7 protein-coding genes are annotated in these 19,114 nt (G+C 70.5%); 5 read left to right on the top strand and 2 right to left on the bottom strand.

Annotation, left to right across the window (positions count from 1 at the left end):
- Positions 1-10 precede the first annotated feature (10 nt).
- Together ACFWN2_RS04410 and ACFWN2_RS04405 are read right to left on the bottom strand one after the other, a co-directional pair.
- A complete protein-coding gene (locus tag ACFWN2_RS04410) occupies positions 11-3,094 on the bottom strand; it encodes a condensation domain-containing protein (RefSeq protein WP_382424851.1) in 3,084 nt (1,027 codons plus the stop codon).
- On the bottom strand, positions 3,091-3,852 hold the full coding sequence (locus tag ACFWN2_RS04405) for a thioesterase II family protein (RefSeq protein WP_382424850.1): 762 nt from the start codon (positions 3,850-3,852) through the stop codon (positions 3,091-3,093). The genes ACFWN2_RS04410 and ACFWN2_RS04405 overlap by 4 nt, the downstream gene beginning before the upstream one ends.
- A 309-nt stretch (positions 3,853-4,161) precedes the next feature.
- On the opposite strand from ACFWN2_RS04405, the gene ACFWN2_RS04400 reads away from it, so the two are divergent.
- Genes ACFWN2_RS04400 through ACFWN2_RS04380 form a run of 5 tightly spaced genes read left to right on the top strand, consistent with a single transcriptional unit; the run spans position 4,162 to position 19,113 of the window.
- Positions 4,162-6,099, top strand: a complete 1,938-nt coding sequence (locus ACFWN2_RS04400; protein ID WP_382424849.1) for an AMP-binding protein — start codon at positions 4,162-4,164, stop codon at positions 6,097-6,099.
- 21 nt (positions 6,100-6,120) lie between these two features.
- The gene (locus ACFWN2_RS04395) at positions 6,121-7,197 is read left to right on the top strand and encodes an ornithine cyclodeaminase family protein (protein WP_382424848.1); all 1,077 of its coding nucleotides are present in this window, start codon (positions 6,121-6,123) and stop codon (positions 7,195-7,197) included.
- Positions 7,198-7,228: 31 nt separating this feature from the next.
- On the top strand, positions 7,229-9,223 hold the full coding sequence (locus ACFWN2_RS04390; protein ID WP_382424847.1) for an amino acid adenylation domain-containing protein: 1,995 nt from the start codon (positions 7,229-7,231) through the stop codon (positions 9,221-9,223).
- Positions 9,224-9,228: 5 nt separating this feature from the next.
- Positions 9,229-9,870 carry a class I SAM-dependent methyltransferase gene (locus ACFWN2_RS04385; RefSeq protein ID WP_382425585.1) on the top strand — a complete coding sequence of 214 codons (642 nt, stop codon included), beginning with the start codon at positions 9,229-9,231 and terminating at the stop codon, positions 9,868-9,870.
- 42 nt (positions 9,871-9,912) lie between these two features.
- Positions 9,913-19,113, top strand: coding sequence for an amino acid adenylation domain-containing protein (locus ACFWN2_RS04380; protein WP_382424846.1), 9,201 nt, complete (start codon positions 9,913-9,915; stop codon positions 19,111-19,113).
- The last annotated feature ends 1 nt before the right edge of the window (position 19,114 follow it).

Genomic DNA, 19,114 nt, shown 5'->3' with positions numbered 1-19,114 from the left:
GAATGGGGGGTCAGCCGAGCTGTCGCAACAGCTGCTCGACCTCGTGGTCGCTCATGCCGGCGAGTTGCCCGCGTACGGCTCCCGCCTTGGTGGCGGACCGGTCCCGCTGAGCCGTCTGCACCGCGGTCACGGCTTCGGCGAGACCGGCGGCGGTGGGGCGGGCGAAGAAGTCGCGCACCGGGACGAGGACTCCGAGCTCGTCCTGGACGCGACCGATGACCTTCGCCGCGAGCAGGGAGTGCCCGCCGAGTGCGAAGAAGTCGGCATGCACGCCGAAGCCTCGCACAGGCAGAACCTGGTGCAGCACGGCCATCACGGCCTGTTCGGTGCGGTTGCGCGGTGCTGTGTCGTCCAGCTTGCCCAGCAGGGCGGGCCCGCGCAGTGCCGTCAGCACGGCGCGGTCGAGCGTGCCGTCAGCCAGCGAGGGCAACGTGTCCAGGGTGCCGTACAGTGCGGGCACCTCGTGCGGTGCCAGTGCGGAGGCCGCCGCGGCACGGACGGAGTCCGCGAACTCCTCGCGCTCACGGGGGTTCCCGTTCGCGAGCACCGGTTCGAGCACCAGCCAGCCGACGAGCTTGGTCTCGCCGCCGCTCTCCCCCGGCACGACAGCCGCGGCCCGCACACCGTCCACACCGGACAGGAACTTCTCGACGCGCAGGGGTGAGACGACGTGGTCTCCGACCGCGACGCGGTCGTCGGCGTAGCCGACCTCCTCCAGCTCACCGGCCGCGGTGTAGCGGCACAGCACGCCCGTACCGGTCTCCAGGCCGGTCACGAAGAGCTGTCCCGTCGTACCCACCGCGGCAGGCGCGCCGCTCGGGTCGAGCACCCGCCGGGTCACCCCCGGCAGGGGCGTGCCGAGCCGGCGCAGCCGCGCGGAGGCGGAGGCGACGAAGCCGGCAGGAATCGCGCTGCCAGCGGTCTCGCGCCAGAACAGCACCTCTCTGCCGGTGCGCTCCAGGGCCTGACCGAGGTCGTCCGGGAACACCGCGCCACGACACACCAGACGCACACCGGGCGGAGCCGTCCAGTTGCCGATCAGGACCTGCCTCCACGTCGAGGCGGTCGCCATCGCCACGGACCCTTCCACCGCCCCGTCGGGAGAGAAGATCAGTCCTGCGCCGAAAGCCAAGGGGAACAACAACTCCACGGGATGCGGCGGTGCGTCACCCAGCAGCACAACGCTGTCCTTCGAGGAAAGTCGCAGCCGCTCGGCGACCGCGGTGACGGCAGCCGCGAGGTGCCGGTGCGACAGCACGGCCGTGTCGGGCGAGTCCGGCGCCTCCAGCCGCCAGCAGGGCAGGTCGGGCGCGGGACGGCCGTGCGGTTCCGGGTCGAACCTGGGTCCGGTGGTGATGGACCACCCGTCCGGTTCGCCGTCATCCGCGCGGACGAGAACGCCGGTGCGGTCGGGACGTCTGCCGTAGGCCACGACGCCGCCCACCTCGAAGGCCGCGAGCACCACGACCACGAGATCGGCTGAGGGTGCCGGCGTGACGGTGACGGTGGTGCCCGGCGGTACGCCTTCAGCGCGCAACCGTTCGGCGAGGGCGCCGACACGGGAACGCAGTGCGGCGTGAGTCCAGTCGCGCGTGCCATCGGACACGGCAGTGAGTTCGCCGTCCCTGGCCGCGATGAGGGCGAGCACGTCGTCGGTGGAGGCCAACCGCGGGCCTTGTGCCCACTGCTCGACGGCGGCGAGTCCGGCAGCGTCCGCCGCGGGGAGCGCGGCCGCGGGGGTACGCGGCTGGTCGCGGACAGCGGTGAGCACGTCGAGGTAGCGGTCGAGGAGCAGTCGCGCTGTCTCGGTGGTGTAGAGATCGCGATCGTGGTCGAGGCGCAGCAGCAGTCCGTCGTTCTCCGGCAGCACGGTCAGCCACAGGTCGAACTTCGCCGCGCCGTTGTCCAGGTCGACCGGGGAGAGGCTGAGACCGGGCAGTTCCAGGTCGACACCGGGCGTGTTCTGGAACGAGAACATCACGTCGAACAACGGGTTCCGGTCGAGCGCCCGTGCCTGTCCCACCGCCTCGACGAGCCGATCGAACGGCATCTGCTGGTGGGAGAAGGCATCGAGGCAGGTTTCCCGCACCGCGCCGACCACGTCGCCGAAGTCGCCCGTCATCGGCAGGCGGGTGCGCAGGACCAGCGTGTTCGCGAAGAAGCCGATCACCTGCTCGGCGTCGGGGTGGTGGCGGCCCGCCACCGGTGTGCCGACGGCGACGTCGGACTGCCCGGTCACGCGCGCCAAGGTGGTCTTGAAGGCGGCCAGCAGCACCATGAACAGCGTGGCGTCCTGCTCCTGGCTCACGCCCGCCAGAGCGGCGACCTCGTCCGCGCTGAGCGTCGCCTCCACCCTGGCGCCCGCCCCGCGACGCCGCACGCTGCCCCTGGGACGGTCCACCGGCAGGTTCAGCGGCGTGGTGCCGGCGAGCTCCCGCTGCCAGTGTGCGGTGAGGTCGCGAAGGCCGTCACCGGCGAGCGACTCCTGCTGCCAGGCGACGTAGTCGGCGTACTGGATGGGCGGCTCGGGCAGCGTCGCCGGGCGACCGTCGAGCTGGGCCGCGTAGGCGCGGGCGAGGTCGGCGTAGAAGATCTCGGTCGACCACCCGTCGCAGACCACGTGGTGCACGACGGTGACCAGGGTGTGGCGCTGCTCGGACTCGCGGACCAGCACCACCCGCATCAGCGGCGGCTCGTCCAGGACGAAGGGCTTCTCCGCCTGCTCCCGTGCCAGTGCGCGCAGCCGCGTCCCGGCCTCGGCCGCGGAGACGCCAGAGAAGTCCACGACCGGCAGTGACACCAGCGCCTCGGGTACGACGAGCTGGTGCGGTTCGCCGTCGACCAGGCCTATGCCGCTGCGAAGACTCTCGTGCGCGGCCACCACGGCGTTGAGGGCGCGCTGCAGCAGGACGGTGTCCAGAGTGCCGGTCAGGCTGACGGCGCTCACCACGTTGTAGGCGGAGTTGGAGGATTCCTCCAGCTGGCACAGGAACCACAGCTGCCGCTGCGCCGGCGCCGCGGGGAGGGCGTAGTAGGCGCTGTAGTCGCGCACCGGCCCGCTGCCGACGCCACCCACGTAGGACGAGCTGCTCACCTGGTGGTCCCTTCGCCGCACAGCTCGGTCTCGATGAGAGCCACGACCTCGCGCTCGTGGTCGCGGACGAAGAAGTGCCCGCCGTCGAAGTCGGTCACCGTGCACGCCAGCGAGGTGTGCGTGCCCCAGCCCGAGTCGCCCGCGACCTCCACCTGGTGGTCCTGGCGGCCGCGCAGCAGGTGGATCGCCACCGGCAGAGGCGGTTCCGGCTGATAGGAGTACCTCTCCGCCGCGCCCAGGTCCGCGCGGATCGTCGGCAGCATCAGGTCGATCAGCTCCGGGTACTCGAACGCCTCCGGGTCCAGGCCGTCCGTGGCCCTCAGCCAGGCGACGAGGTCTTCGCGGGGCAGGTCGTGGACGCGTTCGAAGTCCACGATGTCCGGCGCCTCGCACCCCGCCACGAACAGGGCTCCGGGCAGCGGGAGGTGCCGCCGACGCAGCTCGCGGGCCACTTCGAAGGCGACCAGAGCGCCCATGCTGTGCCCGTAGAGGGCGTAGGGCCGCTCGGTCACGTCCCCCAGGGCGCCCGCGATCGAATCCACCAGTGCGGTGAGGTCGTCGATGGCGGGCTCGGCGAACCGCCGTTCCCGTCCCGGCAACCGCACGGCGGACACCCGCAGCCGTTCGGTGTGCTGTTGCCAGGTGCCGAAGGCGGAGCCACCGCCGCCCGCGTGGGGGAAGCACACCAGCTCGAAGGCCGGGGCCGGCACCTCGGCGAAGGACATCAGCCAGGTCGACCTGGCGTTGGCCGCGCGCACGCGCACCTCCATCGAATGGGGATCGTCCGGGCGAAAACTGATTCCGGATTTCGAACGTGGAACACAGGCGGGTGGCGAGCCCGTTTCACAATCGCCGACCCGGTGCAGATCAATGCTTACCAGCACGGCCGGTGGGCACGTCAAGGAATTGATTGAAAGGCGAGAGAAGCCGAATACGCAGGTGATACCACCTGGAGAGAGAGCACCTTTACATTCAGGTGGCCAGCCCGGCGCAAATCGCCATGCGCTATTCAGGGACCGCGCGAAAGACAGTCGACCCGCGCGACGCGAGCAGCGAGGAGTCCGCACATGCCCTTGGCCGGCCGAAGCACGCTGGTGCACGTTCTGCTCGACCACGCGGCAGACCACGGAGATCAGCGGGCGTACGAGTACCTGCACGACGACGGCCGCGTGGAAGCGATCACCTACCACGAATTGTTCGGACGGGCCCGCACGGCGGCACACCGGCTGCGCGCCGAGAACACCGGCGGTGGACCGGCGCTGCTGCTGTACCCGCCGGGCCTGGATTTCGTGGTCGCGGTCTGGGCCTGTTTCCTCGCGGGCGTTCCCGCGGTGCCCGCCTATCCCCCGCTGTTCGGTCCGGCGGACCGGATCACACGTCGGTTCGCCCGCGTCCTGGCTGATTCACGAGCCACGGTGCTGATGGCGGATCCCGTCGTGCTCGGCGTGCTGACGGCGTTCCCCGACCTCCCGCCGTTACCACCGGTGGTGCCGCTCGACGGCCCGGAGATCACCGACGACCTCGCCCTGCCCGCGCCTGGAGACGTGGCCCTGGTGCAGTACACCTCCGGCAGCACGAACCAGCCCAAGGGCGTCGTGCTGGAGCACGGGAACCTGATCGCCAACGTGCGGGCGATCAGCGAGGTGTTCGCCCTGGACGACGACACGAACGTCGTGTCGTGGCTGCCGCCGTACCACGACATGGGCCTCATCGGCTTCATCCTCACCCCCGTGCACGGCCGCTTTCCCGTGCGCCTGATGTCGCCGGTGCACTTCCTGCGCAATCCCCTGGACTGGTTGCGGCAGGTGAGCGAGCTGCGCGCCACGCACACCGGCGGACCGAACTTCGCCTACGACCTCTGCGTGCGCCGCGCCAGGACCACCGACCTGTCCGATGTGGACTTGAGCAGCTGGCGGCTCGCGTTCAACGGCGCGGAGCCGATCCGGCCCCGGACGCTCACGGCGTTCGCCGAGCGGTTCGCCGCCAACGGTTTCCGCGAGTCGGCCTTCCTTCCGTGCTACGGCTTGGCGGAGGCCACGCTGATCGTGACGGGACGCCACTGGTCGCCCGGCGGCGTCGACGCGCACAACCGGGTGGACTGCGGGCCGGTCATCGCCGGCCACGAGCTGGCGGTGGTGTCACCGGACGCGGACCGCGTGCGCGACGGCGAGGAGGGCGAGCTCTGGTTGCGCGGCCCCAGCATCAGCCGCGGGTACTGGAACGACACCGGCCAGGCCGAGGAGGAGCTGTTCGGCGAGCTGGACGGGAACCGGTACCTGCGCACCGGCGACCTCGGGTACCTGCGCGACGGGCACCTGTTCGTCACCGGCAGGAGCAAGGACGTGGTGATCCAGAACGGCGTCAACCACCACGCGCACGACCTGGAGGCCGCCGCGGTCGAAGACGAGCCCGCGCTGCGGCCGACCGCCGCCGCGTTCTCCGTCGACGGCGACCCCCAGGAGGTCGTGCTCGTAGTCGAGACCGCCACTCGTGAAGTCGACACCGAAGCCGTGGCGGCACGGGTTCGAGACCGCGTCCTGGCAGCGACGGGCGCCCGCGTGGACACCGTCGTGCTGTGTCCGCCGCGGGCGATCCCGCGCACGACCAGCGGCAAGGTGCAGCGGAACCTCACGCGGACCCGGTACGTGGCGGGCGAGCTGAACGGCCGTCCCGTCGGCCGGACGGTCACCCCGGCGGCGGAGTCGGACACGGTCGAGCAGTTCCTCGCCTCGGTCTTCGCCGCGGTGTGCGAGGTGCCCGACTGCCCGCCCACACAACAACTCAGCGCGATCGGCGGTGACTCCATCCGGGCCGCCGAGATCGCGGCGGTGACCGAGGAGGCGCTGACGCTGCCGGTCACGGTCGACGCCGTGCTGAGCACCCAATCGCCCCGCGCGCTGACCGCGCACCTCCTGGCCGTCTGGGCCCAGGAGGGGATCACGGGCGCCAAGGTCGTCGACCGGATCGGTGCGCTCTCCGCAGACGGACCAGCTTCACGACCGTGACGAGGAAAGGACACCAGTTCGTTGGACACCTTGCTGATCACCCCAGTCGACGTGCTCGCGGTCATCGAGAGGGTCGGCCGCACCGAGCTGATGAACCGGATCATCAGCCGGCTGCACCTGGGACTAGCCCGGTCTCACGCGGAGGGCCGGGAGCCGTCACCGCCACGGGGTGGTTTCGTCCGCCAGGACCCCTTGCCCGGCGTCACGGAGTGGATGCCGCACCACGACGTCGGTGAGTCGATCACCATCAAGACGATCTCCTACAGCCCGGCCAACCCCCGCAAGTTCGGACTGCCCACGATCACCGGCACCGTCGCCCGGTTCGACGACAAGACTGGGACGATGATCGCGCTGGCGGACGGGGTGGTGCTGACGGCGATGCGCACCGGTGCCGCGTCCGCGGTCGCCTCCCGGATCCTCGCGCACCCGGACAGCTCGACGGTGGGGTTGATCGGCACCGGCACCCAGGCGGTGACGCAACTGCACGCGCTGAGCCTCGTGCTGCCGATCCGCCGGGCCCTGGTGTGGGACCTCGACCCCGGCCACAGCGCGAGCCTCGCCCGCCGGACCGACTTCCTGGGGATCGACGTGGTCCAGTCCGATCCTCGGACGATCCTCGCCGAGTCCGACGTCATCACGACCGCCACCTCCGTCGGTGTCGGGGAGGGCCCGGTCGTGCCCGACGGCGCCTGCCGTCCCCACCTGCACCTCAACGCCGTCGGTTCGGACCTGATCGGCAAGACGGAGCTGCCCAAGTCGCTGCTGGAACGCGCGCTGGTCGTTCCGGACCACCCGGCGCAGGCGCTGATGGAAGGCGAGTGCCAGCAGCTGACGTCCGATCAGATCGGCCCGGGCCTCGCGGCCCTGTGCCACGACCCGGCGGCCTACCAGCACGCGCGCGACACCCTGACGGTCTTCGACTCGACGGGGTTCGCCCTGGAGGACCACCTGGCCCTCGACACGCTGATCGAGGCGGCGCTGGAAGCCGGTGTGGGCTCGAGGGTGAGCCTCGAGTACCAGCCCGCCGATCCACTGGACCCCTACTCGCAGCACGTCGGTTCCTCCGCGCCCGCGGCGCGGGTCGCCGAAGGCCGCTGAGGCCGCGCCGGACATCTGCGAGGAAGGTGCGATGAATCCGTTCGACCGTGTCGACAGCGAGTTCTGGGTTCTGGTCGACGACGAGGGCAGGCACTCCCTGTGGCCAGACGGGCTGGCCGTGCCCGCGGGGTGGCGCGTGGCGTTCGGTCCCGCGACGCGGCAGGCCTGCGAGGAGCACGTCGAGTGCTACTGGACCGACATGCGCCCCAGCGCGCTCAGCCACCGGGGCGGCACCGCGGCGCCGCGGTCGGTGGCGGCGCTGTTCGAGGAACGTGTCCGCAGCGACCCCGGTGCGACCGCGTTGCTGTTCGAGGACGTCGACCTGACCTACGAGGACCTGGACCGCCGGGCCACTCGGTTCGCGCACCGCCTGATCGCCGCCGCGATCGGTCCGGAGAGCGTGGTGGCCTTCGTGCTGCCGCGCGGCGTCGAACTGGTCGTCGCCATGCTGGGGGTGTTCAAGGCCGGCGCGGCCTATCTGCCGGTCGACCCGGAGTACCCGGACACGCGCGTGCGGGACATGCTCGCCGCCTGCGCGCCGCACGCCGTGATCACCACTGTCGGCCGGTTCGAGCGCCTCGGTCCGTTCGAGGGCCAGCAGGTGCTGGTCGACGATCCCGACTTCGTGCGATCGGTGACGGAGGCGGCGGAGCACGCGATCACCGACGCGGAGCGGACCGCGCCCGTGCGTCTGGAAAGTCCGGCCTACGTGGTCTTCACCTCCGGATCGACCGGTACGCCGAAGGCGATCTGCATGACGGTGGGCGGTCTGGCCAACCTGCTCGACTGGCACTGCGCGGCCCTGCCCGCCCCGGTCGGCACGAGGACCGCGCAGTTCACGGCGATCGGGTTCGACTTCTCCGTCGAGGAGATCCTGTCCACCTTGTTGCTGGGCAAGACCCTCGTGCTGCCGACCGAGGAACTGAGGCGTGATCTCCACTCCTTCGTGGACTGGATCGACGACCGGCAGATCCACGAGCTGTACGCCCCGACCGCCGTGCTCGACGCCCTGTTCTCCGCTGCGGTCGAGCGGGGCAGCGACCTGCTGTCGTTGCGGGACGTCTTCCAGGGCGGGGAGGCGCTGCACGTCGACGGATGGATCCGGGAGTTCGGCCGGCGCAGCGGGTTCCGCCTGCACAACGTCTACGGTCCGGCCGAGGTCAACGTGGTGACGTTCTGGACCGCTCCCGAGGACGTCGAGGCCTGGCCCGCCGTCGCCCCGCTGGGGCCGGTCATCCCCGGCGCGCGGGCCCACGTGCTGGACGAGCGGTTGCTGCCCGTGCCGCCCGGTGTGGTCGGCGAGCTGTACGTCGGTGGCGCCCAGGTCTCCCGCGGCTACTGGAACCGTCCGGGACTCACGGCCTCGCGGTTCGTGGCCGACCCCACCGGCGTGACCGGCGGACGCGTGTACCGCACCGGGGATCTGGTGCGGTGGAACGAACAGCGGCAGCTCGAGTTCCTCGGCCGGTCCGACGACCAGGTCAAGATCCGCGGTTTCCGGGTGGAGCCGGGTGAGGTGGAGGCGGCGCTGTTGCGGCATCCCGCCATCGCCCAGGCCGCGGTGCTCGCGCGGTCCGGCGCACGCGGTGCGGAGCTCGTGGCCTACGTCGTGGGCGAGGTCGAGGTGGAGGAACTGCGGCGATTCCTGTCGCAGCGCGTGCCTTCGCACCACGTGCCGTCACGGTTGATGCGGGTGACGTCGCTGGCGCGCACGGTCAACGGCAAGGTCGACCACACCGCTCTGCCCGAGATGGACGACGCCCCTGCGGGACGCGCCCCGGTGACGGAGTCCGAACGCGCGTTGTGCGCCCTGTTCGGTGAGCTGCTCGGTGCGACCGAGTACGGCGCCGACGACGACTTCTTCGCCCGTGGCGGCAACTCGCTGCTGGCGGCGAAGCTCCTCAACCGCGTGCGGTCCGAGTTCGCGATCCCGGTGGCCATGCAGACCGTGTTCGACAACCCCACACCCCAGGAGCTGGCCGCGGCTCTGGGCACCTCCCACACCCAGCAAGGAGAACACAGGTGACGAACATGCTGCTGCGCCTCGCCTACGAGGTGCAGCACCGGCTCCCGTTCAACATCTCCCCGTCGACCGTGCCGGACGACCGGCTCGTCCAGTTGGTCGCGGGTCCTGACGCGCTGCCTCCCGGAAGGGCGCTCGACCTCGGCTGCGGTCCTGGGCGCAACTCCGTCTACCTCGCCCGCAACGGATGGGACGTCACCGGTGTCGAGCTCGTCGGGCACGCCGTGCGCCGCGCCCGCCGCCGGGCCTCCGACGCACAGGTGGTGGTCCGCTTCCTGCACGGAGACGTGACCAGGCTGTCCGAGCTCGGGGTGGGCGGCGGCTACTCGCTGGTCGTGGACGCGGGCTGCTACCACGCGTTGCCGGTCGAACTGCGCGCCGACTACGTGCGCGAGGTGACCGCGGCGGCAGCGCCGGGGGCGTTGATGGTGCTCATCGCCTTCGAACAGCAGAACACCAAGGGCTGGGACGTCAGCGAGGACGAGGTGGCATCGGCTTTCGGCGGCTGGGAGATCACCTCTCAGGCGGCGGTGCCGGTGGCCGAGATCGTGCGCTACGTCGACGGGCCGGCTTTCGCCAAGCGCCCCCTGGTCAACGGGACCTACCAGGCGCGGCGCTACGAGCTGCGCAGGTCGACCACCTCCGCCTGACCCCGCCGAACCGAGCGATCGAGGAGCTTCACCGTGGGCGACATGGCCAAGAGCGGCCGGGAACTGGTCACCAGGTGGCGGGCCAGGGCCGCCACCGCGACGACCGAGGTCGACGTGCACCCCGCACAGCTGGGGATCCGCATGTTCGAGCAGATCCATCCCGGCACCGCGGTCAACGTGCTGTCGTTCGTCGGATCCGTCCGCGGGCCGCTCGACGAGCGGTCGCTGAGGACGGCGCTGGCCACGCTCGCGGAACGGCACTCGGTGCTGCGCAGTTCCTTCACCGCGACCGAGCCCGTGCGGAGGACCGTCGCGGACGCGGTACCCGTTCCGCTGGAGATCGTGAGCCTGGGACCGTTGCCGGTGGAGCGGCGCAGGGACGCGGCGCTCGCGCAGGCCGGGGAACGGGCTGCTCGTCCAATGGACCTGTCGAGCGCTCCGCTGTGGCGGGTGACGGTGTGGCCGGTGGACGAGCGAGAATCGGTCCTGCAACTCGTCGCCCACCACGTCATCGCCGACGGCTGGTCGCTCGGTGTCTTCCTGCACGAGCTGTCGGTCCTCTACGACGGGGGTGTGCTTCCGCCGGCCCAGCCGTTGCCGCCACCAGCCGTCCCCACCACGGAGGACGACCTCCGGTACTGGCGGGACCGGATGCGTGGCCACACGGCCGCCGAGATGCCGACGGACCGCCCCCGCACCGGCAAACCCCGGTTCGCGTCGGCGTCGGTACCCGTGTCGCTCGGTCCGGAAGCGGTGAAGTGGATCAAGGACCTGGCTGTGGTGGAAGGTGCCACGCCGTTCATGGTGCTGCTCTCGGCGCTGCACCTCGTCGTGTCCGCGGTCTCGGGCCGGTCCGACGTGGCCATCGGCTCACCCGCCAGGACGCGTGAGCGCCAGCGTGCGCCTCTGGCTCTCGGCCCGTTGGTCAACATGCTGGTGCTGCGCACGGATTCGGCGGGACTCGGCACCGGGCGGGACCTGCTGCGGGCGGTCCGCGACACGTGTCTCGGGGCCTACCGGCACGCGCACACGCCGTTCGAGACCGTGGCGGGCCAGGCCGAGACCGGGGGCGCGCCGCCGTTCCGCGTGCTGTGCGTGCTGCAGGACGAGATGCCGGCGTTCACCCTCGGCGGGTCGCCGCTGGAGCCGTTGGTGCGGGCACCCGCGTCGGTGCAGCACGACTGGGAGCTGTACCTGTGGCTGCGTGAGGACGGCCTGACCGGTTTCCTCGGCTACGACAGCGATCTGTACGACAAGTCCACCGCTCGCCTGATGGCCGACAGGTTCGCGCTGGCGCTCGAACTCCTGACCCGCGGGCCGGACACCGCTCTGGCGGACCTGGACGTGCGCACGGCGGCCGAGCGGGCGCGGCTTGCCGCACTGTCCACCGGTGCCCCGATCGCGGTACCGGACGTGTGCGTGCATCAACTGGTCGAGCAGCAGGTGGACCGCACGCCCGACGCGCTGGCCCTGATCGCCGGGAACGACCGGCTGACCTACCGGGAACTGGACGAACGCGCCAACCGCGTCGCTCACCACCTGCGGGGCCTGGGGGTGGGCCCGGAGACACGAGTGGGCGTCTGTCTGCCCCGCACCAGCGATCTGATCGCGGTGATCCTGGGCGTGCTCAAAGCCGGGGGCGGTTACGTGCCCATCGATCCCGCCTACCCGGCCGAGCGCGTCGAGCACATCGTCAAGGACTCCCAGGCCCATGTCCTGGTCGCGGCGACCGACGTCGAGACGACCGGCACCGTCGTCGCGCCGGACTCGTTCACCGGGTCGACGTCGCGGCCTGCGAACCTGGCCTCACCGGACAACCTGGCCTACACGATCTACACCTCGGGGTCGACCGGCCGGCCCAAGGGCGTCATGATCGAGCACCGCCAGACCGCCGCCATGCTCACCTGGGCCGCCGGCACCTTCAGCACCACCGAGCTCGCCCACACCCTCGCGTCGACCTCGATCTGCTTCGACCTGTCGATCTACGAGATCTTCGCGCCGCTGATCACCGGCGCGACCGTGACCCTGGCCCCCGGCAACGCACTCGACCTCGTCCACCGCCCCCACGACTACCGGCACATCACCCTGATCAACACGGTGCCATCGGTCGCGCAGGAGTTGCTGGCCACGGACTCGATCCCACCGAACGCACACACCATGAACCTCGCGGGAGAACCACTCCCACCCGCACTCGTCGCCAGGCTGCACGATCACCCCACGATCACCGCACTGCACAACCTCTACGGCCCCAGCGAGGACACCACCTACAGCACTCACGCCGTCACGGATCCGCACCAGCAACGGACCCCCATCGGCAAACCGCTCCCCGGAACCATCGCGCACGTCCTCGACTCCCAGCTACGACCACTGCCCCTCGGCGCGATCGGCGAGCTCTACCTCGCAGGACACGGCATCACCCGCGGCTACCACGCCCAACCCGAGCTCACCGCCGACCGCTACCTGCCCGGCCCGGGCCAACGGCTCTACCGCACCGGCGACCTCGCCCGCTGGCGCACCGACGGACAACTCGACTACCACGGCCGCACCGACAACCAAACCAAAATCCGCGGCCACCGCATCGAACCCGGCGAAATCGAAGCCACCCTCCGCCGACACCCCAGCATCACCGACGCCGCCGTCGCCCTCCACCACCAGGGCGACCACCCGCAGCTGGTCGCCTACGTCACGACCGATCCCGCCACGTCGAGCGCCGACGTCACGGCCTGGCTCCGGACCCGTCTGCCCGACCACCTCGTCCCGCACCACGTCGTCCAGCTCGACCGGCTTCCCCGGACCCCCAACGGAAAGATCGACCGCGCCGCGCTGCCGCGTCCGACCTCCAGCGGGCGGAAGACACCGCCGAGCACACCCGGTGAGGTACTCGTAGCGCGGATCTGGTGCGAGCTGCTGGAGCAGGAGCAGGTCGGTGCGGAGGACAACTTCTTCACCCTCGGCGGTCATTCGCTGCTCGCCACCCGGCTCGTCCACCGGCTGGCGGCCGAACTCGGGGCGGACGTGCCCTTGCGGCTCGTGTTCGACCACCCCACCCTCGGCGAGCTCGCCCGCCACCTCCCGCGTCGGGACGGCACCACCTCGATCCCGCGGGCACCACGGGTCGAACACGAGGACGGAACGGTGACCGTGCCGGCGTCGACCGGCCAGCAGCGGCTGTGGTTCCTGTGCGGGCTGGACCCGGACGCCAACCTCGCCTACCACCTCACCGGCGTCGCCCGGATCAGCGGCGAACTCGACGAGGACGCGCTGCGAGGGGCACTGCGCGCGGTGGCCCTGCGACACGAAGCACTGCGCACGACCTTGCGGCTCGTGGACGGAGAGCTCTTCCAGGTCGTGCACCCGTCGTGGAGCGAGGAACCTCCGAGCACGGCGTCCACAGTGGACGACGTGGTGGCCGAGTGGGCTCGCAGCACCACCGACCTCGACCGCGGACCGCTGTTCCGGGCGCGGGTGGTGCGGTCGGGTGAGCGGGAGCACGTGCTTCTGGTGTCCCTGCACCACGCCATCGCCGACGGCTGGTCGGTCAACCTGTTGCTGCGCGAGATCGCCGAGTGCTACACCGCCCTGGCCGCGGGGAACCCGCCACTTCCGGCTGCCGAAGTCCAATACGGCGACGTGGCGGCGTGGGAGCGGACCACCGCCGACGACGAGGACGACCTCGCCTACTGGGATGAGAAGCTGAGCGGCGTGGCGGCTCTGGACCTCCCGACGGACAAGCCCCGGCCGGCGCACCAGAGCCACCGCGGCGCCGCGGTACCGATGTCGCTGCCGGTGCACCCGGTCGAACGGCTCGCCCGATCCACCGGCACCACCCCGTTCGCCGTGCTCGCCACGGCGCTCGCGATCGTGCTGGGCAAGGCCAGTGGTCAGGACGACGTCACGATCGGCATCACCACCGCGCGGCGTTCGCACGCCGACACCCGAGGCGTGGTGGGGTTCCTGGCGAACAGCCTTCCGCTGCGGCTCGCGACAGGAGCCCGGCGTACCGTCGCCGACGCACTGGCCGACACCTACCGAGCACTCGGTGAAGCACATCGTCACGACGTGCCGTTCGAACGCCTCGTGCAGCGCGTGCGCCCGGAACGCGACCAGTCCAGGGCGCCGCTCTTCCAGGTCATGCTCGCGCTCGACGCCGAGCCACCGCAGCGCCTGGAGATCCCAGGGCTCGAATTCGAACGCTGGGACCTGCCGCCCGCAGGCACCCAGTTCGACCTGTCGATCCACCTCGAGCAGCGGACCGGCCACATCAGTGGAAACCTGACCTACAACACGGACCTGTTCGAGGAACCGACCGCGCGCCTCATCGCCGACCGCCTCGCCCTCGTCGTGCACCGCATGACCACCACACCGGGCGACGTCGTGGCGGACCTGGACGTGCGCACCGAGGCGGAACGAGCACGACTGGCCGAGTTGTCGACCGGTGCCACGATCGCGGTTCCCGAGTTGTGTGTGCACGAACTCGTCGAGCGGCAGGTCGACCGCACACCGGACGCTCTCGCGCTCATCGCCGCCGACACCGAACTGACCTATCGGGAGCTGGACGAACGCGCCAACCGGGTAGCCCACCACCTGCGTTCACTCGGTGTGGGACCGGAGATCCGGGTGGGGGTCTGCCTTCCGCGCACCAGCGACCTGATCGTCACGATCCTGGGGGTGCTCAAGGCCGGCGGCGGCTACGTCCCGATCGACCCCGCGTATCCGGCCGAGCGCATCAACCACATCGTCGACGACTCCGACTCCCATGTCCTCGTCACGACGAACGAACTGAGTACCGGCAGCATCGTCGTGGCACCGGACGCGTTCAGCGGGCCGGCCTCACGACCGGCGAACCAGACCTCACCCGACAACCTGGCGTACACGATCTACACGTCGGGCTCCACGGGACGCCCCAAGGGCGTCATGATCGAACACCGCCAGACCGCCACGATGCTCGCGTGGGCAGCCGAGACGTTCACCCGCGACCAGCTCCAAAACACGCTCGCGTCGACGTCGATCTGCTTCGACCTGTCGATCTACGAGATCTTCACCCCCCTCGTCACCGGAGCCACGATAACCCTGGCTCCCGGCAACGCGCTCGACCTCGTCCACGACCCCGAGCGCTACCGGCACATCACCCTGATCAACACCGTGCCGTCAGTCGCCCACGAACTGCTGGCCACAGACTCGTTCCCGCCGAGGGCCCACACGCTCAACCTGGCCGGCGAGCCGCTCTCCCCCGACCTGGTCGCGCGACTGCACCAGCACCCCACGATCACCGCGGTGCACAACCTCTACGGCCCCAGCGAAGACACCACCTACAGCACCCACGCCGTCACCACCCCGGGAGACCGCCGAACCCCCATCGGCGTGCCACTCCACGGCACCACCGCACACGTCCTCGACTCCCGGCTACGACCACTACCTCTGGGCGCGATCGGCGAGCTCTACCTCGCCGGACACGGCATCACCCGCGGCTACCACGCCCAACCCGAGCTCACCGCCGCGCGTTACCTGCCAGATCCGAACCAGCCATCACAACGGCTCTACCGCACCGGTGACCTGGCGCGGTGGCGCACCGACGGGCAACTCGACTACCACGGCCGCACCGACAACCAGACCAAGATCCGCGGCTACCGCATCGAACCCGGCGAGGTCGAGGCCACGCTCCTCGAACATCCCGGCATCACCGACGTCACCGTGACCACCCATCACGACCAGCTCGTCGCCTACGTCACCACCAGCGGCCCCACCACCACGGACGACATCACCGCCTGGCTGCGCACCCGCCTCCCGGAACACCTCGTCCCCGGCGCGTTCGTCCCCCTCGACCGGCTTCCCCGCACCCCCAACGGGAAGATCGACCGCACCGCGTTGCCGGAGCCGGTCGCCGGCCACGTCGCCGCAGGACACCCGCCGCGCACCGCCGCGGAGAAGCTCGTCGCGCGGATCTGGTGCGACCTGCTGGAGATGGAGTCCGTCACGACCGAGGACGACTTCTTCGGACTCGGCGGACACTCGCTGCTCGCAACCAGGGTCACCCACCGGCTTTCCGCCGAGCTCCACGCGGACGTCCCGCTCCGGCTCGTGCTCGACCACCCCGTGCTCGCCGCCCTCGCCCGCGCCCTGCCGCAGAGCGGGCACGCGGAAGACTTGCCGCTCGTGCCGAGGCACGCCGAGGCCGGCGGCACGGTGGTGCTGCCCGCGTCGTCCGGGCAACGCAGGCTGTGGCTCCTGTGCCGGCTGGACGCTCAAGCCGGTCGCGCCTACCAGATCACGGGTGCGGCCGAGATCAGCGGACCGCTCGACGTCGCGCGGTTGAGGGAGTCGCTGCGCAGGGCGGCCGTCCGGCACGAGAGCCTGCGCACCTCCGTGCGCGAGGTCGACGAGGAGATCGTGCAGGTGATCTCGCCGGATCCTGTCGTGCCCTTCACCGAGGCAACCACCGCGGACTGGCAGGAGGCGGCCGCGCGATTCGTGGACGAGCCGTTCGACCTCGCCAGGGGACCACTGTTCCGGGTGACCGTCGTGCACACGGACGAGGACCGCCACATCCTGCTGCTGTCGATGCACCACGTGATCTCCGACGGCTGGTCTCTCGACGTGCTGCTGCGCGAGATCTCCGAGCACTACACGGCCCTGGCGGCCGACGGCGACACACCGGTCCCGCCACCCGGCCGCGTCCAGTTCACCGACATCTCCCAGTGCGCGGACAGCACCGTTCCGGACGATCTCACGTTCTGGCACGACCACCTCGCCGGCGCACCGTCCCTCGACGTCCCCACGGACCATCCGAGGCCGGCGCACCAGACCTACAGCGGCTCCGCCGTCACCGCACCTCTCGACACCGACATGGTGCGCGAGGTGGCAAGGGCCTCCAGAACGACGACGTTCTCCGTTCTCGCCACGGCCTTCGCCGTCGTGCTGGGAAGGCTCGCCGGTCAGCAGGGCGTCGTGATCGGCACGCCCAGCGCCGCGCGCGAGCACCCGGAGTCCGCCGACGTGATCGGCTTCCTCGCCGACACGATCCCGCTGCACCTGCGTCTGCCGGCCGAGGGCACGCTCGCGCAGGCGCTGCGAGGTGTCATCGAGTCCGTTGTGGACGTTCTGCGGCAGGAGCACGTTCCGTTCGCGCACCTGGTGCAGGAACTGCGGCCGGAACGCGACCAGAGCCGCAGTCCCCTCTTCCAGGCGATGCTCGCCGTCAACGGGACACCGCCGGAGTACCGGTTGGCGGACAGCGAGCTGCGGCCGGTCCCGCTGCCCCGCCGGACCTCCCAGTTCGACCTGGTCCTCGAGGTGGAGGAACGACCCGAGTCGATCACGGGCCGGCTGGTGTTCAACACGGACCTGTTCGAGGAGTCGACCGCTCGCCTCATCGCCGACCGCGTCGCACTGGTCGTGCGCCTGATGGTCACCGGGCCGGACACGGCGCTGTCGGACCTCGACGTGCGCACCGAGGCGGAGCGGGCACGACTGGCCGAGTTGTCGACCGGTGCCGCGATCAAGGTTCCCCAGTTGTGCGTGCACGAACTCGTCGAGCGGCAGGTGGACCGCACGCCCGACGCGCTCGCCCTGATCGCCGGGAACGACAGGCTGACCTACCGAGAGCTGGACGAGCGCGCCAACCGTGCCGCTCACCACCTGCGCTCCCTCGGTGCGGGACCGGAGACACGAGTCGGCATCTGCCTGCCCCGCACCACTGATCTCGTCGTCACGATCCTCGGTGTTCTCAAGGCCGGCGGCAGCTACGTCCCGATCGACCCGGCCTACCCAGCCGAACGCATCAACCACATCGTCGACGACTCCAATGCACACATCCTCATCACCACCAACGAACTGACTACCGGCAGCACCGTCGTGGCCCCAGACGCGTTCAGCGGGCCAGCCTCACGGCCGGTGAACCTGACCTCACCAGACAACCTGGCCTACACGATCTACACGTCTGGCTCCACGGGACGCCCCAAGGGCGTCATGATCGAACACCGCCAGACCGCCGCCATGCTCACCTGGGCCGCCGGCACCTTCAGCACCACCGAGCTCGCCCACACCCTCGCGTCGACCTCGATCTGCTTCGACCTGTCGATCTACGAGATCTTCACGCCGCTCATCACCGGCGCGACCATCACTCTCGCCCCCGGCAACGCACTCGACCTGATCCACGAACCTCAGCACTACCGCCACATCACGCTCATCAACACAGTGCCGTCCGTCGCGCAGGAGTTGCTCGCCACGGACTCCATCCCACCGAACGCACACACCATGAACCTCGCAGGCGAGCCGCTCTCCCCAGACCTGGTCGCGCGACTGCACCAGCACCCCACGATCACCGCACTGCACAACCTCTACGGTCCCAGCGAGGACACCACCTACAGCACCCACGCCATCACCAACCCACAAGACCGCCGAACCCCAATCGGCGTACCGCTTCCCGGAACCACCGCCCACGTCCTCGACTCCCGGCTACGACCACTACCGCTGGGCGCGATCGGCGAGCTCTACCTAGCCGGACACGGCATCACCCGCGGCTACCACGACCAACCGCACCTCACCGCCGACCGCTACCTGCCGGATCCCCACTCGTCGTCACAACGGCTCTACCGCACCGGCGACCTCGCCCGCTGGCGCACCGACGGACAACTCGACTACCACGGCCGCACCGACAACCAGACCAAAATCCGCGGCCACCGCATCGAACCCGGCGAAATCGAAGCCACCCTCCGCCGACACCCCGGCATCACCGACGCGACGGTCACCACCGACGAGCAGATCACCGCCTACATCACCACCGACCTCCCGGTGGAGAAGGACGACATCACCACCTGGCTCCGGTCCACGCTCCCGCACCACCTCGTTCCCGGCCACCTGGTCCACCTCGAACACCTGCCCAGGACCCCCAACGGGAAGATCGACCGCAGCGCGTTGCCGGCGCCGATGCCGATCGCTGCGGCGGACAACCGCCTGCCGGCCACCGCGGCCGAGAAGCTCGTTGCCGAGATCTGGGAGGACCTGCTGGAGCACAACGGGATCGGCGCGAACGACGACTTCTTCGCCCTTGGCGGTCACTCGTTGCTGGCGAGCCGCGTGGTCAGCAGGCTCACCGCGCGCACCGGGACACCCTTGCCGTTGCGCGTGATCTTCGACCACCCGACCCTCGCCGACCTCGCCCGGCACCTGCCCGACGTTCCTGTGAACGCGGCGCCCACGGCAATCCCGCGCCTGCGCCGCACGTTGGGCGCCGACCGCCGGTGAC

The sequence above is a fragment of the Lentzea sp. NPDC058436 genome, from assembly GCF_042721515.1.
Taxonomy (GTDB): Bacteria; Actinomycetota; Actinomycetes; order Mycobacteriales; family Pseudonocardiaceae; genus Lentzea.
Note: the sequence above shows the minus strand (reverse complement) of the source record. Positions and strands in the feature narration are given on the sequence as shown.